Source organism: Nocardia brasiliensis ATCC 700358, assembly GCF_000250675.2.
In the GTDB taxonomy this organism is placed as follows: domain Bacteria; phylum Actinomycetota; class Actinomycetes; order Mycobacteriales; family Mycobacteriaceae; genus Nocardia; species Nocardia brasiliensis_B.
Genome location: NC_018681.1, coordinates 5062923 through 5089818 on the forward strand (window position 1 = coordinate 5062923; position 26896 = coordinate 5089818).

At 68.6% G+C, this 26896-nt stretch carries 17 protein-coding genes; 10 read left to right on the forward strand and 7 right to left on the reverse strand.

Annotation, left to right across the window (positions count from 1 at the left end; translation table 11 throughout):
* Genes O3I_RS22495 through O3I_RS22510 form a run of 4 tightly spaced genes read right to left on the reverse strand, consistent with a single transcriptional unit; the run spans position 1 to position 6414 of the window.
* A complete protein-coding gene (locus O3I_RS22495; RefSeq protein WP_014985280.1) occupies positions 1–1665 on the reverse strand; it encodes an amidohydrolase in 1665 nt (554 codons plus the stop codon).
* The gene (locus tag O3I_RS22500) at positions 1658–3130 is read right to left on the reverse strand and encodes an APC family permease (RefSeq protein ID WP_014985281.1); all 1473 of its coding nucleotides are present in this window, start codon (positions 3128–3130) and stop codon (positions 1658–1660) included. The genes O3I_RS22495 and O3I_RS22500 overlap by 8 nt, the downstream gene beginning before the upstream one ends.
* On the reverse strand, positions 3127–5055 hold the full coding sequence (locus O3I_RS22505; RefSeq protein ID WP_014985282.1) for an FAD-binding monooxygenase: 1929 nt from the start codon (positions 5053–5055) through the stop codon (positions 3127–3129). The genes O3I_RS22500 and O3I_RS22505 overlap by 4 nt, the downstream gene beginning before the upstream one ends.
* A gap of 3 nt (positions 5056–5058) precedes the next feature.
* The gene (locus O3I_RS22510) at positions 5059–6414 is read right to left on the reverse strand and encodes an MFS transporter (protein ID WP_014985283.1); all 1356 of its coding nucleotides are present in this window, start codon (positions 6412–6414) and stop codon (positions 5059–5061) included.
* A gap of 145 nt (positions 6415–6559) precedes the next feature.
* Here O3I_RS22510 and O3I_RS22515 point away from each other — a divergent pair, with 145 nt between their 5' ends.
* The 10 genes from O3I_RS22515 to O3I_RS22560 all read left to right on the forward strand — a co-directional run bounded on the left by O3I_RS22515 (position 6560) and on the right by O3I_RS22560 (position 17114).
* Complete coding sequence (locus tag O3I_RS22515; protein ID WP_014985284.1) at positions 6560–8047, forward strand: fumarylacetoacetate hydrolase family protein; 1488 nt, start codon at positions 6560–6562, stop codon at positions 8045–8047.
* Entirely contained in the window at positions 8029–8727 is a 699-nt protein-coding gene (locus O3I_RS22520) for a GntR family transcriptional regulator (RefSeq protein WP_041562785.1), read from the forward strand. The genes O3I_RS22515 and O3I_RS22520 overlap by 19 nt, the downstream gene beginning before the upstream one ends.
* A gap of 20 nt (positions 8728–8747) precedes the next feature.
* Positions 8748–10274, forward strand: a complete 1527-nt coding sequence (hpaE, locus tag O3I_RS22525) for a 5-carboxymethyl-2-hydroxymuconate semialdehyde dehydrogenase (RefSeq protein ID WP_014985286.1) — start codon at positions 8748–8750, stop codon at positions 10272–10274.
* 113 nt (positions 10275–10387) lie between these two features.
* Complete coding sequence (hpaD, locus tag O3I_RS22530; protein WP_237748386.1) at positions 10388–11422, forward strand: 3,4-dihydroxyphenylacetate 2,3-dioxygenase; 1035 nt, start codon at positions 10388–10390, stop codon at positions 11420–11422.
* 11 nt (positions 11423–11433) lie between these two features.
* Positions 11434–12219, forward strand: coding sequence for a 2-oxo-hept-4-ene-1,7-dioate hydratase (gene hpaH / locus O3I_RS22535; RefSeq protein ID WP_014985288.1), 786 nt, complete (start codon positions 11434–11436; stop codon positions 12217–12219).
* Positions 12204–13019, forward strand: coding sequence for an HpcH/HpaI aldolase family protein (locus O3I_RS22540; RefSeq protein WP_014985289.1), 816 nt, complete (start codon positions 12204–12206; stop codon positions 13017–13019). The genes hpaH and O3I_RS22540 overlap by 16 nt, the downstream gene beginning before the upstream one ends.
* Positions 13016–14431 carry an aldehyde dehydrogenase family protein gene (locus O3I_RS22545; RefSeq protein ID WP_014985290.1) on the forward strand — a complete coding sequence of 472 codons (1416 nt, stop codon included), beginning with the start codon at positions 13016–13018 and terminating at the stop codon, positions 14429–14431. Before O3I_RS22540 ends, O3I_RS22545 begins: the two co-directional genes overlap by 4 nt.
* Before the next feature lie 124 nt (positions 14432–14555).
* Positions 14556–14996 carry a nuclear transport factor 2 family protein gene (locus tag O3I_RS22550; protein WP_237748387.1) on the forward strand — a complete coding sequence of 147 codons (441 nt, stop codon included), beginning with the start codon at positions 14556–14558 and terminating at the stop codon, positions 14994–14996.
* Positions 14997–15196: 200 nt separating this feature from the next.
* Positions 15197–15787, forward strand: coding sequence for a TetR/AcrR family transcriptional regulator (locus tag O3I_RS42840; protein ID WP_167829162.1), 591 nt, complete (start codon positions 15197–15199; stop codon positions 15785–15787).
* Positions 15788–15887: 100 nt separating this feature from the next.
* On the forward strand, positions 15888–17114 hold the full coding sequence (locus O3I_RS22560; protein ID WP_014985293.1) for an FAD-dependent oxidoreductase: 1227 nt from the start codon (positions 15888–15890) through the stop codon (positions 17112–17114).
* Here the strand turns inward: O3I_RS22560 and O3I_RS22565 are convergent.
* Genes O3I_RS22565 through O3I_RS22575 form a run of 3 tightly spaced genes read right to left on the reverse strand, consistent with a single transcriptional unit; the run spans position 17108 to position 26895 of the window.
* Complete coding sequence (locus O3I_RS22565) at positions 17108–18430, reverse strand: FAD-dependent oxidoreductase (protein WP_014985294.1); 1323 nt, start codon at positions 18428–18430, stop codon at positions 17108–17110. The two genes, O3I_RS22560 and O3I_RS22565, sit on opposite strands and share 7 nt — an antisense overlap.
* A gap of 33 nt (positions 18431–18463) precedes the next feature.
* Entirely contained in the window at positions 18464–24862 is a 6399-nt protein-coding gene (locus O3I_RS22570) for a type I polyketide synthase (protein WP_014985295.1), read from the reverse strand.
* Positions 24859–26895: an AMP-binding protein gene (locus O3I_RS22575; RefSeq protein WP_014985296.1), complete on the reverse strand. Its 2037-nt coding sequence runs from the start codon at positions 26893–26895 to the stop codon at positions 24859–24861. The genes O3I_RS22570 and O3I_RS22575 overlap by 4 nt, the downstream gene beginning before the upstream one ends.
* Position 26896 lies beyond the last annotated feature (1 nt).

Consider the following 26896-nt stretch of genomic DNA (forward strand, 5'->3'; position numbering starts at 1 on the left):
TTACGACGCCGCGCGATGGACCGCGCGTCCGGCGAACCAGGTGGCGACGGACTTCGTTTCGATCAGTGCGGTCGGGTCGGCCTCGAACGGATCGCGGTCCAGCACGGTGAAATCGGCCGACTTGCCCGGCGTGAGCGACCCGGTGACGGCACCGAGTCTGCTCGCGCGGGCGACGCCGATCGTGTACGCGCGCAACGCCTCGGTCAACGTCAGCGCTTGCTCCAGGCCCAGGGTGCCGGGGTACGCGCCGGTGGGGTCGGCACGGGTGACCAGACCTTGAATTCCGATCCATGGATTCGGGCTCGGCGTGACCGGCCAGTCCGAACCACCGGCCAGCAACACACCGGAGTCGAGCAGCGTCCGGTTGGGGCACATCCGGTTCGCGCGCTCGCGCGGCAGGCAGTGGCAGTGCGCCTCGAAGATGACGCCCGGAAACCACAGCGGCGGTGAGAGATCCGCGACGACCTTCAGTTCGGCGACGCGCGGCAGGTCCGCGTCGGCGATGTATTCGCCGTGCGCCAGTTGCACGATCGTGTCCGCGTACCCGGCGGCGCGGAGCTCGGCCACCGCATCGAGCAGCATGCGCACCGCACCGTCGCCGGTGCAGTGCACTTTGGCGCCGAGCCCGCGCCCGGCCACTTCGATGAGCCAGCCGGTCAGTTCGGCGGGCGTCATCGCGCTCTCCCCCACCCACGCGTTGCCGTGCTCAGCGTCGGGCAGGTACGGCTCCAGGAACAACGCGGTCCGTGAGGTCGGGACGCCGTCGAGGAAGATCTTCACGAAATCGGGCCGGTGATGGGTGGTTCGATACTGCTCGGCGGCATCGAGCAGCGGCGCGCCGACCGGGTGCGTGCCGAAGATCCGGTCGTTGATCTGCGCCGACGTCACCACCCACGCGCTAAGGTCGCCACGCTTGTCGAGGTCGGCGAGCGCGCGCAGCATCGGCAGCGACGCGGCGGCGTCCTGAAAGTGCGTGATGCCGTAACTGTGCAGCATCTCGACGGCCCGGCGGCACCCCGCCGCATCCCGGGCGGTGCTGTCGCCCAGTGCCGTCGCGTATGCCCGCTCCACCGGGATGAGCGCCGACTCGATGAGCAGTCCGACGGGCGCTCCCGTCACCCGGTCGCGCACGACGGCGCCCTCCGCGGGATCCGGGCTCGCACCGTCGATCCCCGCGAGTTCCATGGCGCGCGAACTGACCCAGCGATTATGGCAACTGTCGTCGCGCAGCAGCACCGGGCGTCCCCCGGCCGCTCGGTCGAGCCGGCTCAGCACATCCTGGCTCGAAATCGTCTCTGCCAGTGTGCTTCCCCAACCACCGCCGACGACCCAGGCGTCCGGCTCGAGACCCGCCGCCCAGTCCGCGACGGCCCCGAGCACCGCGTCGAGCGAGTCGGTGGCGCGCAACGCCAACTCGTAGAGGTCGGCGCGCCCGGCTACGAGATGATGCGTGTGCACGTCCCCGAACCCCGGCAGGACGAACGCGCCACCGTGTTCGACCACGGTCTCCCGCCCGGTCAGCAGCTCGGCGGTGGGGTCGACCGCGGCGATGATCCCGTTGCGGACCAGGAACGACGAGGCTCGGGGTACCGATTCGTCGGCCGTCCACACCGTCGCGTCGGTGTGCAGCTCGGCCGAATCTGCCATCGCGCCCTTGTCAGACATAGTGCCGTCCCATCTCCGCGTACCGCTGCGGGGCGCGGGTTCGAAGCCGCAGTGCCGCAGCGACTCCGAGCAGCGCAGCCACCACAAGCAAGCTGGGCAGCAGCCAGACGAGGATTCCGCCGGAACTGATCAGCATGTCGAAATTCCCGATCGCGTAACCGAGTACGGCGATCAGGGCGAGGCCCGCGACGACCGGGGCGACAAGCGTTCGGGCCACGTTGCGGTCCAGGTCGCGGTTCCTGCGAAAGAACGCGACGACGGCGAACGAGCACGCGGCCATCAGCGCGATCACGCCCAGCGTGCCGAGGTTGGTCAGCCAGGTGAACAGCGCGCGCACCGGATCCTGCCCGGTGACCGCGAAAACCGCGACTACCAGTAGCGCCAGCGCCGACTGCGCGATCGAACCTACGTGCGGGCTCCGATGCACCGCATGGGTCCGGCCCGCGCGGTCCGGCAGCAGGCCTTCCCGACCGAGCGCATAGGTGTAGCGGGCACCCGCGTTGTGGAAGGCGAGCACAGCCGCGAAGACGCTCGTACAGAACAGCAGGCGCATGATCGTGGTGAACCAGGACCCGATATAGGAATCGCCGAGTTCGAACAGGAATGTCGTCGGGTCCGTGAGCTTTTCGATGAAGCCGCGGGTATCGTCCACGCCCGCACCATTGATCATCAGGAAGGTGACGACGGTGTAGACGACGCCGATGGTGAGGACGGACAGAAACGTCGCGCGCGGCACCGTCCGCTTCGGGTCCGCGGTTTCCTCACCGTAGATCGCGGTGGCCTCGAAACCGACGAACGACGCGAAACAGAACAGCAGCGCGATCGGCAGGGAACCACTGGTCAGCGCGCTCGGTGTCAGTGGCGCCCCGCTCAGTGCGGTGCTGCCGAAGGTGCCACCGCGCACCGCGATCACCGCCGCCAGCACGAGGACGACGAGGAACTCGGCGGCCACCAGCACCGACAGCATCTTGACCGAGAGATCGATCTGCCGGTATCCGAGCACCGCGACGAGGGCGATGCCGAGCAGCGCGTACACCCACCAGTCGAGCGTGAGCCCGAATTCGTCGGCCACGAAACCACCGGTCGCGGCGCCGAAGAGGCCCCAGAGACCGATCTGCATGGCGTTGTAGCTCAGCAACGCGAGATACGCTGCCGCGCCGCCGCATTGCGGACCGAGACCACGGGTGACGTAGGAGTAGAACGCGCCGGTACTGATGTGATGACGCGCCATCGCCGTATACCCGATGGCGAACACCAGCAACGTGCCCGCGGTCAGAACATAGGCGCCGGGCACGCCCGGCCCGTTGCCGAGCAGCATCGCCACCGGCGCGCCGCCCGCCATTGCGGTCAGCGGCGCCGCCGCCGAGATGACGAAGAACGTCACGCCGAACACGCCGAGCGAACCGCGGCGCAACCGATCGTCGTGCCGGACCGGCTCGTTCGACACCGGGCTCTCTCTGGTCACGCTTCGTCCTTCGCGAATTCGGCGACCGCTGCCGCTGGGCGGTGCGGGGAAAGCAGGATACGGCCGAAGAATTCGGCCAGGTCCGTGGTGGCCGTGAGCGAAAGTACCGCCGCCACATACTGATCGGGGCGTACGACGATCACGGCGCCGCTGCTGTCGATGCCGCGTTCGGCGAAGATGTCGACCTGAGGATCGGTCGCGTACACCTTTTCGTAGTCGACCACCCGGAACGGCCCGACCGTCGGCAGGAAGGTCGCCGGCACCGCCGTGAGGTCGACCTCGGTGTGTGCCTGCCGGTAGATCACCTTCACGTCGAAGACGCTGTCGATGTCGGCGTCCTTCGGTGTGTACGCGACCACCGGAGAGTCCGGCGACGTGGCGAGCCACTGCGCCCACCCGTCCAGCGCGGTCCCCGCCGTGGCCGCATCGGCCGCGAAAGCGTAGATGCGCCAACGCCCGTCGGCGCGATGGTGATGACCGAGATGGACCGGGTTCGCATCCGCGACCCGGACCACCGGTGCCGATTTGAAGCGCTTTCCGATCGGAAAGCCGGGCGCGAGATGCTGCTGGGTCCGGTCCCCGACGATCATCGACGGCTGGTACTCCGTCATGAATCCGGCGGGAAATTCCGCGGTCTTGACGTAGAAATCCTCCAACTCGGAGGGCGACTCGAACTCCTCCGGACGTTTGGCCATCATGCTCGACCATTCGCGGTCGAAGTCGATGAGCTTGCGCGCGATCACCTGTCGCTCCGCCGAATACGTCGCCAGCAGGGTCTCCGGACTCCGGCCCGCGAGCACGTGACCCAGCTTCCAGCCGAGGTTGAAGCCGTCCTGCAGCGAGACGTTCATGCCCTGTCCGGCCTTCGCGCTGTGCGTGTGACAGGCGTCGCCGGTGATGAACACCCGCGGCGTGCGGCTGCCCAGCTCGTCGAGCGGCACATCGTCGAAGCGATCGGTCACCCGATGGCCGACCTCGTAGACGCTGTGCCACGCGACATTCCGAACCTCGAGGGTGTAGGGATGCAGGATCGCGTTGGCCTGCTCGATGATCGCCTCGATACCGGTGGCACGCACCTTGCCGTTGTCGTCCGCGGGGACTTCGCCCAGGTCGACGTACATACGGAACAGATAGCCGCCCTCGCGCGGAATGTGCAGAATGCTGCCGCCGGAACCGGATTGGATGGCGCATTTTGTGCGGATATCCGGAAAGTCCGTCACGGCCAATACATCCATCACGCCCCAGGCGTGGAATGCCTTGTCGCCCTTCGGTACACAGCCGATACAAGCACGCACCCGGCTGTGCGCCCCGTCCGCGCCGACCACATACTTCGCGCGTACCGTCCGCAGCTGTCCGTCGCGTTCGCCCGCCGAGTGCGCGAGCGTGACCACCACCGGATAAGCGCCGCCGGTGAGTTCCAGGTCGCGGAACTCGTAGCCGTAGTCCGGCCGCATCCGGGTGGGGGCGTTGTGCATCGCCTCGGCGAAGTAGTCGAGCACCCGGGCCTGGTTCACCAGCAGATGCGGGAACTCGCTGATCCCGGTCGGATCGTCCTGGGTCCGTGCGGCGCGCACGATCCGGCTCCGATCCGTGGGATCCGGTTTCCAGAACGTCATTTCGGTGATGCGGAACGCCTCGGCGATGAGGCGTTCGGCGAAGCCGAACGCCTGGAACGTCTCCACGCTGCGCGCCTGGATGCCGTCGGCCTGTCCGATGGCCAACCGACCCGGGCGCCGTTCGATGATCCGGGTGACGACGGTGGGAAACTGCGCCAGCTGCGCGGCGGTGATCATGCCGGCCGGGCCGGTGCCCACGATCAGCACGTCCACCTCGTCGGGGAGTTCGTCCGGGCGGTCGAGGCCGACGCCCGCGGCCGGTTGGATGCGCGGATCGGTGGACACGTATCCGTAATGGTGGAACTGCATTGTTCAGACCCTCGTCATTCCTCTGATGGGGCTGATCGCCTGTGCCGCTTCGTGATCCGGCCCCAGTGGGATCCCGCTGCGATCGCGCAGCACCGCGGTCGCCACCAGGCTCAGCAGCACGAACCCGCCGAGATAGAGCACGACCGAGGTGGTCGTGCCGGTGGCCCGGACGAGCGCCGTGGCGATCGTCGGCGCGAACGCGCCGCCGAGGATCGCCCCGAGCGCGTAGGACACCGCGACGCCGGAGAAGCGGACCGACGCCGGGAACAGCTCGGCGTAGAGCGCGGCCTGCGGGCCGTAGGTGAAGCCGAGGCCCACCGTCAGCAGCGCGAGTCCACCGCACAGCAGCCACGGATTGCCGGTGTCCACCAGCGGGAACAGCGGAATCAAGGCGGCGAGTACAAGCACCCAGCCGATGAGATAGGTTGTGCGCCTGCCGATTCGGTCGCTGAGCGCGGCACCGAGCCAGGTGCAGAGTAACCAGGTGACCGCGGAACCGGCGACCGCCCACAGTACCGGCCCGCGGTCGAGACCGACCGGCCCGTGCACATCGGTGGCGTAGTTCTGGATATAACCGCCGGTCGTCAGATACCCCACGGCGTTGTTGCCCGCGAAGACGAGCGCCGCGACGAGGACGAGCAGCCCGTGCCTGCGAAACAGCTCGAGGACGGGCATCGTCGCCCGTTCACTGCGCTCGGCGAGTTCCACGAAGACCGGGCTCTCCTCGACGCGCCTGCGGATGTAATGGCCGATCACGATGAGCACGATGGACAGCAGGAACGGGACGCGCCAACCCCATTCGAGGAAGGCGTCCCCCGGCGCGATCACCGTCATCAGGGCCAGCACGCCGGAGGCCAGCAGCAGCCCGAGCGGGACGCCCACCTGCGGCGCGGCCCCGAACACCCCGCGCTTGCCGGCGGGTGCGTGTTCGACGGCCAGGAGCACGGCCCCGCCCCATTCCCCGCCCGCGGAGACGCCCTGCAGGATGCGCAGCAGGATCAGCGCGACGGGAGCGGCGATACCGATCGTGGCGTAGGTCGGGAGCAGGCCGATCAGCGTGGTCGCGGCGCCCATGGCCACCAGCGTCACCATCAGGATGACGCGGCGGCCGTACTTGTCCCCGAAATGACCGGCCAGGAACGCGCCGAGCGGGCGGAACAGGAAACTGATCCCCACCGTGAGAAAGGAGAGCAGGGTCGCGATCGAGTCTCCCGCGGGTTGGAAGAAGAGCTTGCCGAAGACCAGTCCGGCGGCCCCGGCGTAGACGAAGTAGTCGTACCACTCGATCGTCGTGCCGACCACGGTCGCGAAAACGACTCGGCGGCGGTCGGTTTCGCTGACGACCGGCGGGTTCGGCATCCCAGACCGGGGTGGCGCGCTCATCTGGGACTCCTTCGATGCCGGACATGCTCTACGGCGGTGAAATGCGATCTGCGTCACTTGCGACGCGATTCACCAATGATATACGATTTGAAATACGATGCAAGAGTGGTTGAGGAGGTTTATGAAGATCGGCAACGACGCTGGCGCACAACGGTTTTCCACACTGCCCAGCCGGCCGGGCAAGATCGTCGCCGTCCATCTCAGCTACGCCTCCCGCGCGGATCAGCGTGGTCGCCGGCCGGCACACCCGTCCTATTTCCTGAAGCCGAGCAGTTCGGTCGCGGCGAGCGGCGGTGTCGTCGAGCGGCCCGCGGGCACCGAACTGCTGGCGTTCGAAGGCGAGATCGCCCTGATCATCGGCACCACCGCCCGCCGAGTGCCGATCGAATCCGCTTGGCAGTGCGTCGGTTCGGTCACCGCAGCCAACGATTTCGGCCTGTACGACCTCAGAACGAACGACAAGGGCTCGAACGTACGCGCCAAGGGCGGCGACGGATTCACGCCGCTGGGCCCGGAACTCATCGATGCGCGCACCGTCGACCCCGCCGCCCTGCGCGTGCGCACGTGGGTCAACGGCGAACTCGCCCAGGAAGACTGCGCGGCAGGAATGATCTTCGCACTCCCCCAACTGGTTTCGGACCTCTCGCAGCACTTCACCCTCGAACCCGGCGACGTGATCCTCACCGGCACCCCGGCCGGATCGTCGGTCGTCGTGCCCGGCGACGTGGTCGAGGTGGAAGTCGACGCGCCCGGCGTGGCGGCGACGCCCAGCTCCGGGCGCCTGGTCACCACGGTCGAGCAGGGCAGCCACGAATTCGACCCCGCGCTCGGCTCACTTCCGTCGATCGATGACACCCAGCGGATCGAGGCATGGGGATCGCGAAGCGCCGCAGGGTTACCCGCGACCCGTGCCGTGCTTCCCGACGAGTTGCGCGACAACCTGTCCCGGGTGCCGGTCGCGGCGTTGTCACAGCAGCTGCGCAAGCGTGGCTTGAACAATGTGACCATCGACGGCGTGCGGCCGGTGCGTCCCGGCACCCGGCTCGTCGGCATCGCGCGCACACTGCGGTTCGTGCCGAATCGCGAAGACCTCTTCGACGCGCACGGCGGCGGCTACAACGCGCAGAAGCGGGTCTTCGACACCGTCGCGCCGGGCGAGGTGATCGTCATCGAGGCGCGCGGCGAGGCCGGATCGGGCACGCTGGGCGATATCCTCGCGCTCCGGGCGCAGGTGCGCGGGGCGGCGGGCGTGGTGACCGACGGCGGCGTCCGCGACCACGACGCGGTCGCCGAGATCGGCGTCCCGGTCTTCACGGCGGGCCCGCATCCGGCGGTCCTCGGCCGCAGGCACGTGCCGTGGGACGCCGATCTCACCATCTGCTGCGGTGGGGCTACCGTCCAGCCCGGCGACATCATCGTCGGCGACGGTGACGGGGTGCTCGTCCTACCCCCTGGCCTGGCCGCGGCAGTCGTCGACGATGCTCTCGAGCAGGAGATCCAAGACGGCTGGATCGCCGAGCAGGTCGGCGCCGGCCATCCGGTGCACGGGCTGTTTCCCCCCGATGCGGAATGGAAGGCGAGGTACCGAGAGTGGCGCAAGAGCCAGTGAATCCCAGTGCTACGCAGAGCAAATCACAGGTCGCGTACCACTGGCTCAAGGAGCGGATCGCGCGGCAGGAGTACACGCCGGGCTACCGGCTGGTGCTCAGCACCATCGCCAAGGAACTCGACATGAGCGTGGTCCCGGTGCGCGAAGCCATCCGCCAGCTCGAGGCCGAGGGCCTGGTCACCTTCGAACGCAATGTCGGCGCGCAGGTTTCGATGGTGGACGATTCGCAGTACCGGCACAGCATGCAGGCGCTGAGCGTACTCGAGGGTGCGGCCACCGCGCTCGCCGCGGGCCGCCTCACCGAGGACGACCTGCGCCGCGCGCGAGCGGTGAACGAGCGCATGGTCGAGTCCCTGGGCGATTTCGACCCGAGCGCCTTCACCGCGCTCAACCACGAGTTCCATTCGATCCTGTTCACCAAGTGCGTGAATCCCCGCCTGGTCGCCCTCGTGGAGGCGGAATGGGCGCGTCTCGGGCATCTGCGGTCCTCGACGTTCTCCTTCGTCCCCGGGCGGGCGCACGAATCCGTGCGCGAACACGAGAACATCGTGCGCCTCATCGAGATCGGCGCACCGCTCGGCGAGATCGAGAAGGTCGCCCGCCGCCACCGCGCCGCCACGCTCGACGCCTATCTGATCCACGAACACCCCGACGAGACTTTCGGCCTACCGGCCACCTGAACCCGGAACTGGAGTCGTTCATGACGAACGCGGTGCGCACAGCCGCCACCCCGCATCTGCCCGCGGACCTGCCGACGCGGATCCAGCACTACATCGATGGCGCCTTCGTCGATTCGGTCGACGGCGCCACCTTCGGCGTCCTGGACCCGGTCACCAACGAGGTCTACGTCCGGGCGGCCGCGGGCAAGCGAGCCGATATCGACCGCGCGGTGTCCGCCGCGGCCAGCGCTTTTCGCGACGGACCCTGGCCGCGCATGCGCCCGCGCGAGCGGTCCCGCATCCTGTACCGGATCGCGGACATCGTCGAATCCCGGGACGCGCGGCTGGCCGAACTCGAATCGTTCGACTCGGGGTTGCCCATCACCCAGGCGCTCGGCCAAGCCCGCCGCGCGGCCGAGAACTTCCGGTTCTTCGCCGATCTCGTCGTCGCCCAGGTCGACGACGCCTACCAGGTGCCCGGGCAGCAGCTGAACTACGTCAACCGCAAGCCGATCGGCGTCGCCGGGTTGATCACCCCGTGGAACACGCCGTTCATGCTGGAGTCGTGGAAGCTGGGGCCCGCGCTGGCCACCGGAAACACCGTGGTGCTCAAGCCCGCCGAGTTCACGCCCCTGTCCGCGTCGCTGTGGGCCGGGATCTTCGAGGAGGCCGGACTACCGCGCGGCGTGTTCAACCTCGTCAACGGCATCGGCGAGGAAGCGGGCGACGCGCTCGTGAAACACCCTGGCGTGCCACTGATCTCGTTCACCGGTGAGAGTCGCACGGGCCAGATCATCTTCGGCAACGCCGCCGCGTCGCTCAAGGGGCTGTCGATGGAGCTGGGCGGAAAGAGTCCCGCGATCGTGTTCGCCGACGCCGACCTCGACGCCGCCGTCGACGCGACCATCTTCGGCGTCTTCTCGCTCAACGGCGAGCGGTGCACCGCGGGCAGCCGTATCCTCGTCGAACGATCGATCTACGACGAATTCGTCGAACGCTATGCGGCGCAGGCGAAACGGGTAGCCGTCGGCTACCCGCACGATCCGGCCACCGAGGTCGGCGCGCTGGTCCATCCAGAGCACTACGCCAAGGTGATGAGCTATATCGACATCGGCCGGTCCGAGGGGCGCCTGGTCGCCGGCGGTGGGCGGCCGGACGGGTTCGACTCCGGAAACTTCGTCGCGCCGACCGTGTTCGCCGATGTCGCGCCGGACGCGCGGATCTTCCAGGAAGAGATCTTCGGCCCGGTCGTCGCCATCACGCCGTTCGACACCGACGCCGAGGCGCTCGCGCTCGCCAACGGGGTCCGCTACGGCCTCGCCGCCTACGTCTGGACCACGAATCTGCAACGCGCGCACACCTTCGCGCAGGCGGTCGAGGCCGGCATGGTGTGGCTCAACTCCAACAATGTCCGCGATCTGCGCACCCCGTTCGGCGGCGTGAAGGCCTCCGGACTCGGCCACGAGGGCGGTTACCGCTCCATCGATTTCTACACCGACCAGCAGGCCGTGCACATCACCCTCGGACCCACCCACAATCCCACCTTCGGCAAGCAGGCATCAGCGTGACCATCACTCCCGACTCCCCCGAACCTGTTGTGACCGCACAAAATCCGATTCGCCCGGCCGATCCGCTCCGCACGCCGGATTCCGCGCCGCCGGACGTGCTCCGTTGTGCCTACATGGAACTCGTCGTGACGGACCTCGCGCGCTCGCGTCACTTCTACGTCGATGTCCTCGGCCTGGTGGTCACCGAGGAAGACGAAAATACGGTCTACCTGCGGTCGTTCGAGGAATTCATCCACCACAACCTCGTGCTGCGCCAGGGGCCGATCGCCGCCGTCGCGGCCTTCTCCTACCGCGTCCGCGATCCCGCGGAACTCGACCGGGCCGTAGCTTTCTACACCGAGCTGGGCTGTCGCGTCGAACGGCGAGCGACCGGTTTCACCAAAGGCATCGGGGACTCGGTACGGGTCGAGGATCCGCTCGGCTTCCCGTACGAGTTCTTCTACGCCGCCGAACACGTCGAGCGGCTGGCCTGGCACTACGAACTGCACACCCCGGGCGCGCTGGTCCGGCTCGACCACTTCAACCAGGTCACGCCCGACGTGCCGCGGGCCGTGAAGTACATGGAGGACTTGGGTTTCCGGGTCACCGAGGACATCCAGGACGCGGCGGGCACGGTGTACGCGGCGTGGCTGCGCCGCAAGTCCACGGTGCACGACACCGCGATGACCGGCGGCAACGGGCCGCGCATGCACCACGTCGCGTTCGCCACGCACGAGAAGCACAACATCATCGCCATCTGCGACAAGCTCGGCGCGCTGCGCCTCTCGGACCGGATCGAGCGCGGACCCGGCCGCCACGGCGTATCGAACGCCTTCTACCTGTACCTGCGCGACCCCGACGGGCACCGCGTCGAAATCTATACGCAGGACTACTACACCGGCGACCCGGACAATCCGGTGGTCACCTGGGAAGTGCACGACAATCAGCGCCGCGACTGGTGGGGCACGGCGGTGGTGCCGAGCTGGTACACCGAGGCCTCCCTCGTGCTAGACCTGGACGGCAATCCGCAGCCGATCGCGGCGCGGACCGACGATTCGGAGATGGCCGTCACGATCGGCGCCGACGGCTTCTCCTACACCCGCAAGCCGGACAGCCGCAGCGACACCGGCCGGGCGCCCGGCGAGTACAAGCTCGGCGCGCAACTCTGACAGGAGCACCGATGCTGCCCAGCGAGGTAATCACCGCGATCGCCGACGAATTGGCCGCCGCGGAACAGGACCGCCGCACCATCCCCTTGCTGACCGCTCGCTACCCCGAGATGACGGTCGCGGATTCGTATGCGGTGCAGAACGAATGGCGCCGGCGCGGTATCGCGAACGGTCGCAAGCCCGTCGGCCGCAAGATCGGGCTCACCAGCAAGGTGATGCAGGCGGCGACCGGCATCACGGAGCCGGACTACGGCGCCATCTTCGACGACATGGTCTACGGCAACGGCGCCGTCATCGAACACGGCCGGTTCGCCAACGTGCGGATCGAGGTCGAACTCGCCTTCGTGCTCGGTGCGCCGATCGACGGCCCCGGCGCCACGATCTTCGATGTCATGCGGGCCACCGAATACGTGGTTCCGGCGCTGGAGATCCTGAGCTCGCGCATCGACCTGACGGGCCGGACCATCGTCGACACGATCAGTGACAACGCGGCGATGGGTGGACTGGTCTACGGCGGAAACCCGGTGCGGCCCAACACGGTCGACCTGCGCTGGGTGTCCGCACTGCTCTATCGCAACGAGACGATCGAGGAATCGGGTGTGGCCGCCGCGGTGCTCAACCACCCCGCGACCGGGGTCGCCTGGCTGGCGAACAAGCTCGCCGAGCACGGCGACCGGCTCGACGCCGGCGAGCTCGTGCTCGCCGGCTCGTTCACCCGGCCGCTGTGGGTCGAGCCGGGCGACACCATCCTCGCCGACTACGGACCGATGGGAACGATCGCATGCCGCTTCGCCTGAATCCGACCTTGCGCGAGGTGCTGGCAAACACCGACCGGCCGCTGTACGGCGGCTGGATCACCACCGGGTCGCCGGTGGTCGCCGAGATCATGGCCGGGTCCGGGCTCGACTGGGTGCTCATCGACATGGAGCACGCCCCGAACGGGCTGGAATCCGTTCTCGCGCAACTGTATGCGGTGTCCGGCTACGCCGTGACGCCGGCCGTCCGGGTACCCGTGGGTGACACCGTGATCATCAAGCAGGTCCTGGATCTGGGTGCGCAGAACATTCTGGTGCCGATGGTCGCCACCGCCGAGCAAGCGCGCGATGTCGCTGCGGCGGCGCAATACCCGCCGTTCGGGCGACGCGGGGTGGGCAGCGCGCTCGCGCGATCCGCGCGCTGGAATCGCGTCGACGGCTACCTCCCCGAGGCCGCCGGCCACGTGTCGGTGTTCGTGCAGATCGAGACGCCGGAGGGCATCGACAATGCCCGCGCCATCGCCGAAACCCCCGGCATCGACGGAGTTTTCGTCGGCCCCAGCGATCTCGCGGCCGCGATGGGGTTGCTCGGTCAGCAGACCCATCCGGATGTCACCGCCCGGGTGCGCCACGCCTTCACCGAAGTCCTGGCGACCGGGAAACCCGTGGGCGTGAACGCGTTCGACCCGGATCAGGCCGCGGTGTACGCCCACCACGGGGCGACGTTCCTGCTCGTCGGAGCGGACGCCGCGCTGCTCGCCCGCGGGTCGGAGGCGCTGGCCCACCGATTCATCGGCTCGCCACGCGACGAGCCCGACCGACACCGAAGGATTGCGCAATGACCTCTCCGACCGTCACTTACGAGAACCTCCTCGCGTCCGTCACCGACCCGGACGGCCGGGTGATCTCGGACCCCGCGACGGGTGCGGAGATCGGCCGGGTCCGCTTCCAGCCGGTCACCGAACTCGACGCCGCGGTCGCTCGGGCCCGCGCCGCACAGCCCGGGTGGGCGGCGCGCACCGACACGGCGCGCACCGAACTCCTGCTGCGCGCGGCCGAGGCCGTCGAAGCGGCGAGCGAGCCACTCGCAGAACTGCTTTCGCGGGAACAGGGCAAACCGCTCAACGGCCCCAATGCCCGCTTCGAGGTGGGCGCCTGCGCCGCGTGGCTACGGTCCGCCGCGACCACTCCGCTGCCGGGCGAAACCGTGGTCGACGACGACACCGCCCACGCGGAACTGCGTTACCGCCCGCTCGGGGTGGTAGGCGCCATCGGCCCGTGGAACTGGCCGATGATGATCACCGTCTGGCAGGTCGCGCCCGCGCTGCGCATGGGCAACACCGCCGTGGTCAAACCCTCCGAGTACACGCCGTTGAGTGTGCTCGCGCTCGTCGCGGTGCTCAACAGCGTACTGCCGCAAGACATTCTGCGGGCGGTGCCAGGTGCGGGCGAGCTGGGCGCCCGGCTCGCGAGTCACTCCGAGATCGACAAGGTGATGTTCACCGGCTCCACCCGCACCGGGCAGGCCGTCATCAAGGGGTCGGCCGATACCGTGAAGCGGCTGACCCTCGAATTGGGCGGCAACGACGCGGGTATCGTGCTGCCGGACGTGGATCCGCGCGCGATCGCCCAGGATCTGTTCTGGGGCGCGTTCATCAACACCGGCCAGACCTGTGCGGCCATGAAACGGCTCTACGTGCACACCGACGTCTACGAACAGGTGTGCGCAGCGCTCGTCGAGGTCGCGGCGACCATGCCGATGGGCCGGGGACTCGATGAAGCCAATGTCTTGGGGCCACTGCAGAATCGCAAGCAGTTCGATATCGTCGCCGGGCTCGTCGACGCGGCGCGCGCGTCCGGCGCGACCCTGCTCACCGGCGGTGATCCCGATCTCGCGGCACCCGGTAACTTCTATCCGCTCACCCTGGTCGCCGATATCGACAACGACAACCCGCTGGTGTCCGAAGAGCAGTTCGGCCCTGCCCTTCCGATCATCCGCTACGACGACGTCGAACAAGCCATCGCCATGGCCAACGCCCTCGACGTCGGGTTGGGCGCGTCCGTCTGGACCAGTGACAGCACCGCCGCCCGCGCCATCGCCACCCGCCTCGAGGCGGGCACCGTCTGGATCAACTCGCACGGCGGCCTCGACCCCCGAGTCCCCTTCGGCGGCACCAAGAGATCCGGCTACGGCCTCGAATTCGGCACGGAGGGCCTCAAAGCCGTCGCCGCGCCACAGATCATCAACGGCTGAACTGTGTCCGGCAGGTTCCGCCGATCGGCGGGATACCAACGGCCCGTTGGGGGCTGGAGGCGGCGATACGCGCGCCGGTAACTTCCGAATTCCAGTCATGGTTCTAGGAGGTTCGGTGCTCGACATGCAGAAGATCTCGGATCGGTTGGCGATCCAGGAATTGGTGGTCGCGTACGCGACCGCGGTCGACAACCGGAATTTCGATGCGCTCGACGACGTGTTCGTCGAGGAGGCCTACATCGATCTGACGGCGTTCGGCGGTAGCGCGGGAAAACTGGCCGACATGAAGGAGTGGCTGACCCAGAGCATGGCGCCGATCTCGGCGTCCCAGCATCTGATGGGCAACCCGGAGATCCACCTCGACGGTGACCGGGCGACCGGGCGGATCATGTGCTACAACGCGCTGCTCCTGCCGGTCGAAGACCGCGAGCCCACGGTGACCTTGCTCGGCATGTGGTACATCGACGAATACGTCCGCACCCCCGGCGGCTGGCGCATCGTCAAGCGCGGCCAGCAACGCAGCTGGGCCCACGGCCTCCCCGAGCCCGACCCGGCCACCCACTGAACAGAATCCGCTGCCGAGCCCCAGCACCTGCGCACTGCTGCTGCCGACGCTCGGTACGGGCTCGTAGTTACGTTAGGGTACGGGCCTATGGAGGTGTCGCCGAGCGGTCGTGGGTGCGCGGCGGTACGACGGCACGAACGGTGGGGGCGGCAATGAGCGAGGCAGCGAAACGACCTCGGCAACCGCGGATGGATTTGACCGTGCGACGCACGCAGGTACTGGACGCTGCGCTGGACCTGGTTGTCCGGCAGGGGTATTCGGCGGTCACCATGGAGGCCGTGGCACGGGCCGCCGAACTGGCCAAACCGCGCGTCTATGCCGCCTATCCCGGACGCGGCCCGCTGTTGTCCGCACTGTTCGAACGAGAGCAACAGCGCGCGATCGACGCGCTCGGCGCGGCGATGCCCGAATTCACCGCGGAGTCCGACTTCGCCGGAGCCCTCGAGTCGGCAGCCCGCAACATGCTGCACGCGGCGGCCGCGTACCCCGACGGGGTCCGGCTGCTGCTCACGCCCGCCGACGACGCGCCGCCGGAGGTGCGCGCCCATGCGGCACGGGCGCGTCAGGTCGCACTGGACAATCTGCGCGCGCTCATCGCGTGGGACCGGGCGCGCGCGGGCGGTGTGACCGGCCTGGACGACGACCTGCTCGCCGAATCCCTGCTCGCGGTCGGGGAACACTTCGTCCGCCAGGCAGTGACGAATCCCGCAGAATACGGGCCGGATCGGTTGAGCCGGTTCGTGGCGCACGCGGTCGAGATTCTCGCCGCCGGCCGACGCACCGTCGGCTGAACCATCGCAACCCGTCGGCAGCCCAGCTCGATCCACTCTTGTTACGGGCCCGTACTTATGTCACCGTAAGTACGGGTCCGTACTTAGCGTGGGAGTGACTATGTGGCACGAGAATCACCAACAGCCGGTCGTCGTCGCAGGAGCGGGGCCGGTCGGCTTGACCGCCGCACTGGCGTTGCGCCGCCTCGGCCTGGAAGTACTGGTGCTGGAGGCCGAGCCCGAGGGTCGCCCCCGCCCGGGCAGCCGTGCGATCTTCCTGATGCCGTGGACGCTGGGCAGATTCAGCGAGGTACTGCCCGGTCTGGGGGAACGGATCGGCGAAGCCGGGATTCAGGTGCGCGGCGGTGACTGCTACTACGCCGGGCGGCGCATCTTCGACTTCCACTCTCCTGTCCTGCCCGCCATGACCCGGGGTACGAGTCTGCCGCAGACCGAGACCGAGGCGATCCTGTACGCGGAATGCGTGGCACACGGCGTCGAATTCCGCTGGGACGCAAAGGTCCGTGACGTGCACACCGACGACGCCGGCGTCACGCTGACCCTGCAGAATTGCACGAAAGTGCGTGCGCCCTATGCGATAGCGGCCGACGGCGCCCGCTCCGCCGTGCGCAAAAGCCTCGGGCTACGCATGTGGGGTCACACCGACGACGTACCGTTCATCATCGTCGACGTCGATGAACTGCCGGACGGTTCGACCGCCACCGCACCTGCGTTGTTCCATTACCGCACACCCGAACTGGGCGGCCGCAACGTCATGCACATGCCCTTTCGCGGCGGCATGCGCATCGACCTGCAGTGCAGGCGCGGCGACGATGTCGCACACCTGGCCGACCCGGCGGGTGTACGCCAATGGCTGCCGAAGATCCTCGACCCGTGGTACGCCGACCACATCCGCTGGATCTCCACCTACCGTTTCCAGCAGGTGGTCGCCGAAACCTATACCGACCCGCGGCGCCGCATCCTGCTCGCGGGTGAGGCGGCCCATCTGTTCGCACCGTTCGGCGGCGGCCGCGGCTTGAATTCCGGCGTGATCGATGCGACCGACGCGGCGACCGCCATCGCGAAAGCCCTTGCGGCGGAAGACAGCACGGCCGCAGCCGGGCACATCGACGCCTGCGCGGACGACCGCCGCGCAGCGGGACGCTACAACCGCGACGCGGCGGCCGCCGCCCTCCGGTTGATGCGACCCCGCGATCCGATCACCTTCCTCACCCGCGAGATCGCCGGTCGGATCGCGCCGCGCTTTCCGCTGGCCGGTGCCTGGCTGGCGATGGTCCCGCCGATGGGGCGGCTCGGCATGCGCCCCGGCGCGACCTCGATCTACTGACCGTGCGCCGACGCGAGCAGTCGGTCCGCCGCTTCGACACCGGAGCGGAACGCCGCCTCCAGCGGCGCGCCGCGCAGATAGTCACCGGCCAGTTCGAGTCCGGGCACCGCGGCCGTCTCGGTGCGCACCTGCCTCAGGAAGCTGCCGTGGAACGGCAAGTACGCACAGTAGGCGGCCTCCCACTGCCGGACGACGGTGCGCACCCGCGTCATCCGGGTCCGGCCGAGCAGGCCCGCGATCCGCGCTTCCGCCTGGTCGAGCCACTCGTCCACCTCGCCCGTCGTGGACGAACGCGCCGCCCGGCCGCTGAAGGTGTACCGGACGATGTGCAGATCGTCGGTCCCGTAAACACCGGCGTTGCTGCACGGTCCGTCGTCGAGTGCGATGGCACGGGTCGTCATCCCGAACACCGGCTCGTCGTATTCGACGACCGCCACCGCGGCCGGGAAATAGGCGACCTGGGCGAGTTGCTTGCTCAGCGTGGGCATCTCGCTCGCCAACAGCTGAGCGGCGGCAGGCGCGGGCAGTGCCACGACCACACCGTCATAGTATTGCTCCTGCGGCGGCCCACCGTCCTGCGTGACCCGCAGGCAGCCTACGCCGCCGTCGCTCAGGACGAGGCCCACTGCCACCGTGCGGGTCGAGACCGAGATCTGTTCCGCCAAGGCCGCGATGACCGGGTCCATGCCGTCGGTGAGCTGATCGAAGGTGTCCATGAGCATCCCGAGGTTCGTCCCGAAAGTGCCGAGATAGACCTCGTCCGGCTCGGCCCCGTTCATCCGAACCGTCATGGCGCGCAATATGTTACGCACCGCCCGCGGACCGAAGTGGGCACTCAGCGGGCGCTCGTCGCTGCGCTCGGCGATCTCGGTGAAATCCGCGGAGCCGAGAAATCTGTTCTCCTCCTTCCGCCGGACCTGCACGGCGAGCCGGAACAACTTCACCAAGTCGGCGATCGAGCCACCGTCCAGCAGCACGCGCAGCCTGCGCAGCGGGCTCGCGGTGCTGTCGAAGGTCAGCAGTCGCCCGTGCACGACCCGCGAGGTGTTGATGCCGAACGGTTCCAGCGCCGGGTCGCCCAGGTCGGTCAGGAAGGCCCGCAGCTCGGAATACTTGCGGCCCAGGTTCTTACCGCCCACCATGATCGGTCGCGTCCCGAGCCGATCCAGGCCCATGCGGCCACCGAGCACCGCGTCACGTTCGATCAGCTCGACGTCATGTCCGGCTCGCCGCAGTCGATGCGCGGCGGCGAGCCCGGCGATTCCGGCGCCGACGACCGCGTATCGGTTCGTGGTCGACTGCTGTTGCGGTGCCATCGTCGGTCCTCCAGGTTTTGTTGTCGGTGCGGCTCACTGGTGGGCGGGCGGCACGCTGTCGATGAAGTCGAAGAGTTCGTCGTCGTCCGCGGCGTCCAGATCGACATCCGTGCCGCCGGCCTGCAGGCTGCGGAGGATCGCGCTGAGCCGCTCGGCGACCACCGCGATATCCGCGCGGTCCAGCGCCGCTCCGCTGCACAGGCCCGAGAGCAGATCCGCCTGCGCGACAATGCGGTCTACCACCTCTTCGGCCGGCACTATTTCTGCCGCAATATATTTCGCCAGCGCGCGCGGTGTCGGGTAGTCGAAGACCACCGTCGTCGCCAACCTCACCCCCGTCGCACCCTGCAACCGATTACGGAACTCCACCGCACCCAACGAATCAAAACCCAAATCCTTGAAAACATCATCAGCACCCACCCCATCCACCGACCCGAACCCCAACACCACCGCCGCGTGCGAACGCACGACCTCCAAAACCACCCGACCCTGCTCCACCACACCCAAACCCGACAGGTGAGCCACCAAACCCGACACCTCCGTGGGTCCTGCCGCCGCGGCTTTCCGGAGCCGCCGCGCCATGTCACGCAACACCGGTGGCAAGGTCGGTGTCTGCGCCAGAGCTGCCGTGTCGATCCGCGACGCCACCACGACGTCCCGTCCGGAACCGAGCGCCGCGTCGAGCATCGCCAGACCGTCCTCGGCGGTGATCGGCACGAAACCACTCGCCCGCAATCGACCGCGATCGAGTTCGGTCAGCGCCCCGGTCATCCCGGTGGCCTGCTCCCACAATCCCCAAGCGATCGAGGTCGCCGCCAGACCGCGCCGCTGCCGGTACGACGCGAGTGCGTCCAGGAAAGCGTTCGCCGCAGCATAATTCGACTGTCCCGGCGAGCCGACCGTCCCCGCGATCGAGGAGAACAGCACGAACATCGACAGCGGCAGATCCTGCACCGCCTCGTGCAGCTGCCACGCCGCGTCCACCTTCGGCGCGAACACCCTGCCTACCTGATCCGTCCCGAGATCGGCGAAAAGAGCGTCGTCGAGGACTCCCGCCGCGTGCACGACGCCCGTCAGTGGATGCGCCGGATCCAGATCGGACAGCAAGGCGCGCAACGCCGCACCGTCGGAGACGTCACACGCGAGCACCCGAACGACGGCACCGGCAGCGGTGAGTTCATCGACCAGCTCTTCGACACCGTCGGCCGCGGCACCGCGCCGGGACACGAGCACCAGGTGCCGAACCCCGTGTCGCGCCACCAGATGCCGTGCCACCAGCGCACCCAAACCACCCGTGCCGCCGGTGATCAGCACCGTGCCGTCCCGGTCCAAGGGTCGCGGCACCGTCAACACGTTCTTACCGATATGCCGCGCCTGCGACAGAAACCGGAACGCCTCAGGAGCCCGCCTGATGTCCCACCGCGTCACCGGAATGGGGTGCAACACACCGGCTTCGAAAAGAGTCAGCAGCTCGCCGAAAATTCGCTGCAGCTGCGCACCGGGCAGCTCCATGAGTTCGAAGGCGGCATACCGCACGCCGGGATATCGGACAGCGATCTGCGCCGGATCCCGCACATCGGTCAACCCCATCTCCAGAAACCGACCACCCCGCGGCAACAACCGCAACGAAGCATCAACAAACTCCCCCGCCAACGAATCCAACACCACATCCATACCCGCACCACCGGTCCGCGCCAAAAACTTCGCCTCGAAATCCAACGACCGCGAATCACCAATCCACTCATCACCAAAACCCAACTCCCGCAACACCGGCCACTTCCCCTCCGACGCGGTAACAAACACCTCCGCCCCGACCCACCGCGCCAACTGCACCGCCGCCAAACCCACCCCACCAGTCCCCGCATGCACCAACACCCGCTCCCCAGCCCGCAAACCACCCAATTCGACAAGCGCGTGATACGCCGTCGCAAACACCACCGGCACCGCAGCAGCCTCCGCAAAACCCCAACCAGACGGAACCCGCACCAGCGAAGACTCCTCGGTCACCGCGGTCGAACCGACTCGTGGAAACAGCCCCATCACTCGATCACCGGGCACGAACCGGGTCACCGCCGAGCCCACCGCCGCGACGACACCCGCACCCTCACCACCGACCGCGATGCCCTCGAGCGGAACCATGTCCAGGGCGATGAGCACGTCCCGGAAATTCATCCCGACGGCGTGGAGCGTCACCCGTACCTCACCGGAAGCCAATTCGTCGCCCACATCGGCCGGTTCGAGCACAAGGTTCTCCCCGTCCAGGGTGCCGGTGCCCGAATCTGACAGCTGCCAAGGCCTTCCCGAGATAACCAGACCCGCGTTGCCCACGCTGTCCGCGCCTTCGCGGATCAGGCGGGGGACGTGGATCACGCCGTGCCGCACGGCGGCCTGCGGCTCACCCGAACGCGTCAGCGCACGGACGGCGGCACGGGAATCGGTGGCGTCGTCGATATCGAGGATCCCGATCCGCCCAGGATTCTCGTTCTGCGCGCTCCGCAGCAACCCCCAGATCGCTGCCTGGGCCGGATCGATATCGGCACCGTCGCTCGCCACAGCGTTGCGGGTCACCACCACCAGCGTCGCCGTGTCGAATCGGTTGTCCGACAGCACAGTCCGGACCGCCTCGAGCACCGTGTGCACCAGTTCATACGTGCGCTCTACCGTCGAAAGCGAACTGCCGTCCGGTCGGCTCAACGCGAGGACCGTCCGATCGGCGACCGGCTGCTCCAGTTGCCAGCCGCGATTCGTCTCGACGACGTGCCACCTCTCGTCGACGGCGGGAATCCTGTTGCCGGTCAGGGCCGTCCAGCTCAGCTCGTACAGATCGGCATGCGCACGGACGGGCTCGCACACCTCCTCGACCGCGAACGGCCGCAGCACCACCGATTCGGCGTGCGCGACGAGTGCGCCGGCCGGGTCGGCCAGCGTCACCGCCATCCGATCGCCCCACCGTCGCAGGTGCACCCGCACCGCCGCCGCACCCACGGCCGACAACGACGCGCCCTCCCACGCGAAGGGCAACCGCAGCCCGTCCACGGCACCGGTGGCCGCCTCCCCCACCAGCGACACCTGTAAGGCCGCGTCCAGCAGGGCCGGATGCACCCCGAACCGTTCCGCCGCACCGGCCCGCGCGTCCTCCGCCAAGTACACCTCGCCGAATACTTCCGCCCCGCGCCGCCACACCGACCGCACACCCCGGAACACCGGGCCGTACTCATATCCCGCGTCTGCCAGCACGTCGTATGCCTGCGCGGTGTCGACCGGCACCGCGCCCGCCGGCGGCCAGACGCGCAGTTCCACACCGGCTTCGGACGGCACAGCAACGGAATCCAGCACGCCCGTCGCGTGGCAGACCCAATCCCCTGCGTCAGGACCCGAGGCCACGGGCCGCGCGAACATTTCCACCCGCCACTCCCCGGGCTCCGCTCCATCGGTCACCCGCATTTGCAGTCGAACCCCGGCCGCGCCGATCACCAACGGTGACAACAACACCAGCTCACCTACCCGCGCCGCGCCGACCACCCCCGCCGCGCACCACGCCAGCTCCACGAAAGCCGACCCCGGCAGCAACACCCGGCCACCGACAACGTGATCAGCGAGCCACCCATGCGAATCCGACGACAATCGCCCCGACCACAACCAGCCGCCACCGCCCGCCACCTCCACCACCGTGCCCAGTAGCGGGTGCGCGCCGAATTCGGCATCCGGCACAGTCGGTTTCGGCTCCAGCCAATACCGCTTGCGTTCGAAGGCGTAGGTCGGCAGTTCCACCCGGACGGCGTTGGAGCCAGTGAAGATGCGCGTCCAGTCCACGGGCACACCGCGGACGTACGCCGCCGCGACGGCAGCCAGGAATTGGCCGAGCCCACCTGCGGACCGGCGCAGCGATTCGACCACCACGCTGCGGTCCGCGTCGTCGGTGTCGTCGAGGAATTCCTGCACGTCGACGCCGAGCACCGGGTGCGGACTGCATTCCACGAAGGCGCGGCAGCGCAGGGCATAAGCCGTGCGTATCGCGCGGTCGAAACGCACTGTGTCGCGCAGATTCCGATACCAATAGCCGGCATCCATCGCCGCCCCGTCGAGCACGTCGCCGGTCACCGCGGAGATCACCGCGATCTCGGTCGAACGCGCGGAAACCTCGCCCAGGTCACCCAGGAGCCGCGCGCGCAGCGGCTCGATCTGTACGGAATGCGCCGCATAGTCGACCGCCACCCGTCGGGCGCCGATCCCGCTGACCGCACAGTGGTCCAGCAGTTCGTCCAGCGCGACCGCGGCACCGGAGACCACCGTCGAAGCGGGTCCGTTGACCACGGCGACGGAAAGCTCACCCGCCCAACGCTCTTCCACGAGCGCCGAGACCTCGGCTTCCGGACGCAGCACCGAAACCATGCCGCCCGCGCCCGCGACGGCGCACACCGCACGGCTGCGGAGCACCACGATCCGGGTCGCTTCCCGCAGCGTCAGCACGCCGGCGACGTGCGCGGCGGCGATCTCGCCCTGCGAGTGCCCGATCACCGCCGCGGGCTCGACCCCCATCGACCGCCACAGCGCGGCCAGTGCGACCATGACCGCGAACAGCGCGGGTTGCACGAGATCCGGACGGTCGGCCTCGTCGGCAATATCGTTGCCACGCAACAGGTCGACCAGCGACCAGTCGGTGAACTCGGCCAACGCCGCCGCGCACCGGTCGATCTGCGCCGCGAAGACCGGCGACGAATCGAGTAGTCCGACCGCCATCCCGGCCCACTGCGAGCCCTGTCCGGGGAAGAGAAAGACTGTCTTGCCTTGCACATCGGCTCGGCCGAGCAGCACGTTCGTCGCCGCTGCCCCGTCCACCAGCTCGGCGACGCTGTCGGTCAACGCTTTCCGCGTGTTCCCGAGTATCACGGCGCGCTGTGCGAACGACGAGCGCGAGGTCAGCAGCGAATACCCGATATCGACAGGGTCCGGGTACGGCTCGCTCCGCACCAGGTCCCGGAGCCGTTGGGCCTGCCCGATCAGGGATTCCGTGGTCTTGGCCGAAAGCACCCACGGAATGAACGGCGGCGCAACACGTTCGGATGACGCGGCCGCTACCGTGTCGGGTGCCTGCTCCAGAATCACATGCGCGTTGGTCCCGCTGATGCCGAACGACGACACCGCGGCCCGGCGCGGATGATCGCGCTGCGGCCATGCCCGCAGCCCGGCGGCCAGCGCCACACCACCGGAGGCCCAATCCACGTGGGGACTCGGCGCGTCGCTGTGCAGGGTCGGCGGTATCACCGCCCGGCGCAGCGCCTCCACCATCTTGATCACGCCCGCGACACCGGCGGCGGCCTGGGTGTGCCCGATATTCGACTTCACCGACCCGAGCCACAGCGGGTCGGCCGCGGTGTGTTCGCCGCCGTACGTCGCGATCAAAGCACCGGCCTCGATCGGATCGCCGAGGGTGGTGCCGGTGCCGTGGGCCTCGACGAGGTCCACCTCGCCCGCCGCGAGCCCTGCGTTGGCCAACGCCTGCCGGATCACCCGCTGCTGGGCGGGCCCGTTGGGCGCGGTCAAACCATTGCTCGCCCCATCCTGATTCACCGCAGAGCCGCGTATCAGCGCGAGAACAGGGTGACCGTTGCGACGTGCCTCGGACAGCCGTTCGAGCAGCAGCACGCCGACACCCTCGGACCAGCCGACCCCGTCCGCGGCCGCGGCGAAGGCCTTACAGCGACCGTCCGGGGCGAGCCCGCGCTGCCGGGAGAACTCCACGAACGAACTCGGTGACGCCAGCACGGTCACGCCACCCACCACGGCCAGACCGCATTCCCGCATCCGCAGCGCGTGTGCGGCCTGATGCAATGCGACCAGCGAGGAAGAGCATGCGGTGTCCACCGTGATCGCGGGCCCCGCCAGGCCGAGGGTATAGGCGAGGCGGCCGGAAACGACCGAGGCCGCCGAACCGACCACATCCGATCCGTACTCGTGATGCATCACGCCGGCGAACACCCCGGTGTCGCTGCCGCGCAGCGACGCCGGGTCGATGCCCGCCCGTTCCAGCGCTTCCCACGACACCTCCAGCAGCAACCGCTGCTGTGGATCCAGCACGGCCGCCTCGCGCGGCGCGACGCCGAAGAAACCGGCGTCGAATTCGGCCGCGTCGTACAGGAATCCGCCCCGGCGCACGTAGCTCTTACCCGGCCGCCCCGGTTCGGTATCGAACAGGTCGGCCAGCGGCCAGCCGCGGTCGGCCGGAAAGTCCGAGACCACCTCCGCGCCGGCCACCACCAGATCCCAGAGCTGTTCGGGTGTCCGGATATCCGCGGGATAGCGGCAGCCCATCCCGATGATCGCAAGGGGCTCGGCGAACAGGGCCGCGGTCTCGGAGTTGGCCTGCCGCAGTCGTTCCCGCTCCAGTAGCGAGTTCCGCAGCGCTTCGACCAGTTCCTCGTTCGTCGTCACCGTCCACCGTCTCCTTCGCCGGTGCGGCCACCCGTACCGCCGGCTTCGGACGTGGTGCGCGCGCCGGCCGATGCCCGCCGGACCAGCTCCGTCGCGTCCATGGTCATGATCTCGTCGAGTCGCCGGGAGAAATCGCCGGAGCGTGCGGCGGGCGGCGGCGCGGGCCGATGTTCCACGAGCAGCGCCGCACGCAGCTGCCCAGCAAGGATTTTCGGTGTGGGGTAATCGAATACCGCCGTGGCGGGCAGATCTAGTCCGGTTTCGGTGACGAGTCTGTTGCGCAGCCCTACGGCGCCGAGCGAGGTGATCCCCCGATCGGTGAACGTCGTGTCGACCTCGCCGGACGTGCCGCCGATGACCGAGGCCACCGCCGCCGAGATCACTTCGCACAGCAGGGCGATACCGTCGGCGGCCGACAGCACGGCGAGCCGGATCGCCAGTCCCGCGCGGACCGCGGCATCGGGCCGCGCCCACTCGTCGCCGTGCTCCGCCGCTTCCACCGCGACGCCGCCCAGCAGCCTACTGGGCAGCGTCGGCAGCGCCCGGCGGACGATCTTCCCCGACGGGGTCCGCGGCACGGCGTCGATCTCGTACACCTCGACCGGTACCTTGGCGTGCGCCAGCACCCGCCGGCATTCGGCGAACAACGCGCCGACGTCGACGCCGCCGACCTCCGGCACCACCAGGGCGATGGGCACCTCGCCGAGGGTGTCGTGCGGCTTGCCGCAGACGGCCGCATCCGCCACGCCGGGCACCTGCCGGACCACGTTCTCGATCTCGCCCGGATGCATGTTCTCGCCGCCGCGAATGATCAATTCCTTGATCCGGCCGGTGATTTCGAGGAAGCCCAGCTCGTCTCGCCGCGCGAGATCGCCGGTGCGCAGCCATTCGCCCCGCATCACCTCGGCGGTCAGGTCGGGTCTGTTGTGGTAACCGACCATCACGCCGGGGCCGGCGACCCACAGCTCTCCTTCGGCACCGCCCGGCACGTCCACGCCGGAACCGGGATCGACGATCCGGGTGCTCACCCCGAAAATCGGCAGCCCGGCCGAGGCGGGGCTGTTGCGGTCGGACGGCGGATTGACGGTGATCGCGCCCGTGGCCTCGCTCGCGCCGTAGGTGTTCAGCAAGGGCACGCCCAGTGTCGCCTGGACCGCGCGGCCGAGTTCGTCGGAGCCGGGCGCGCCGCCGAACCAGCACGCCCGCAAGCCGTGCGCGGGAACGGTTTCCGTGTCCACGCGGACCAACCGCTGGAACATGGCGGGAACCCCGACCAGGACGGTCGCCTGCGACGCGGCCAGTGCGTCCAGCAGCGGCCCGGCGGCGAACCCGTCGATCACCCACGCGCCGGCGCCGACGGCCGTGACGCCCAGCACGCACAGATGATGACCGAGGCAGTGCGACAACGGCATCGGCCACAGCAACCGATCTTCGGCGCACAGCCCGAATCCGGGGATATAGCCCGCCACCGTGCCCCACAGCGCCTTGGTGAGCGTCGTGACCACACCCTTCGGCTGTCCCGTAGTACCTGACGTATAGAGGATCCAGCCGATGTCGTCGACGCCCAGATCGTCGCGCGCGGGCGTGTCCGGCTCGGCGGCGGCCAGTGTTTCGAAGGAGTGCTCGCCCTCTTCGCCACCTGCCACCACGACGCGCAGTCCGGGATGACGCGCCAGTACGTGTCGCCGCCGCTCTGCCGAACCTGCCTGTGTAAGAAGCACATTCGCGCCGGAGTCGGCGAGGATGTAGTCCAGTTCGGCATCGGAACAATAGGGATTGATCGGGACGCCCACCGCCGCCGCGCGGGCCACGGCAAGGTAGCCCTCGACCATCTCGACACTGTTGCCGAGCATCAGGGCGACCCGGTCGCCGCGGCGACAGCCGAGATTGCCCGCGAGCCGGCCCGTGCGCCGCTCGAGTTCGGTATAGCCGATCGACCGTCGTGCGTCGGTGCAGGCTTCGCGGTCGCCGAAACGGCCGGCGTTGTCGCGCAACATCTCCGGGACGGGTCGGATGAGATCGGTTCGTAGCATG

Bases quoted from the DNA above. Each gene is read 5' to 3' on its own strand.
- O3I_RS22495 (WP_014985280.1), bottom strand. From the start codon at position 1,665: ATGTCTGACAAGGGCGCGATGGCAGATTCGGCCGAGCTGCACACCGAC.
- O3I_RS22505 (WP_014985282.1), bottom strand. From the start codon at position 5,055: ATGCAGTTCCACCATTACGGATACGTGTCCACCGATCCGCGCATCCAA.
- O3I_RS22510 (WP_014985283.1), bottom strand. From the start codon at position 6,414: ATGCCGAACCCGCCGGTCGTCAGCGAAACCGACCGCCGCCGAGTCGTT.
- O3I_RS22515 (WP_014985284.1), top strand. From the start codon at position 6,560: ATGAAGATCGGCAACGACGCTGGCGCACAACGGTTTTCCACACTGCCC.
- hpaE (WP_014985286.1), top strand. From the start codon at position 8,748: ATGACGAACGCGGTGCGCACAGCCGCCACCCCGCATCTGCCCGCGGAC.
- hpaD (WP_237748386.1), top strand. From the start codon at position 10,388: ATGGAACTCGTCGTGACGGACCTCGCGCGCTCGCGTCACTTCTACGTC.
- hpaH (WP_014985288.1), top strand. From the start codon at position 11,434: ATGCTGCCCAGCGAGGTAATCACCGCGATCGCCGACGAATTGGCCGCC.
- O3I_RS22540 (WP_014985289.1), top strand. From the start codon at position 12,204: ATGCCGCTTCGCCTGAATCCGACCTTGCGCGAGGTGCTGGCAAACACC.
- O3I_RS22545 (WP_014985290.1), top strand. From the start codon at position 13,016: ATGACCTCTCCGACCGTCACTTACGAGAACCTCCTCGCGTCCGTCACC.
- O3I_RS22550 (WP_237748387.1), top strand. From the start codon at position 14,556: ATGCAGAAGATCTCGGATCGGTTGGCGATCCAGGAATTGGTGGTCGCG.
- O3I_RS22560 (WP_014985293.1), top strand. From the start codon at position 15,888: ATGTGGCACGAGAATCACCAACAGCCGGTCGTCGTCGCAGGAGCGGGG.
- O3I_RS22565 (WP_014985294.1), bottom strand. From the start codon at position 18,430: ATGGCACCGCAACAGCAGTCGACCACGAACCGATACGCGGTCGTCGGC.
- O3I_RS22575 (WP_014985296.1), bottom strand. From the start codon at position 26,895: ATGCTACGAACCGATCTCATCCGACCCGTCCCGGAGATGTTGCGCGAC.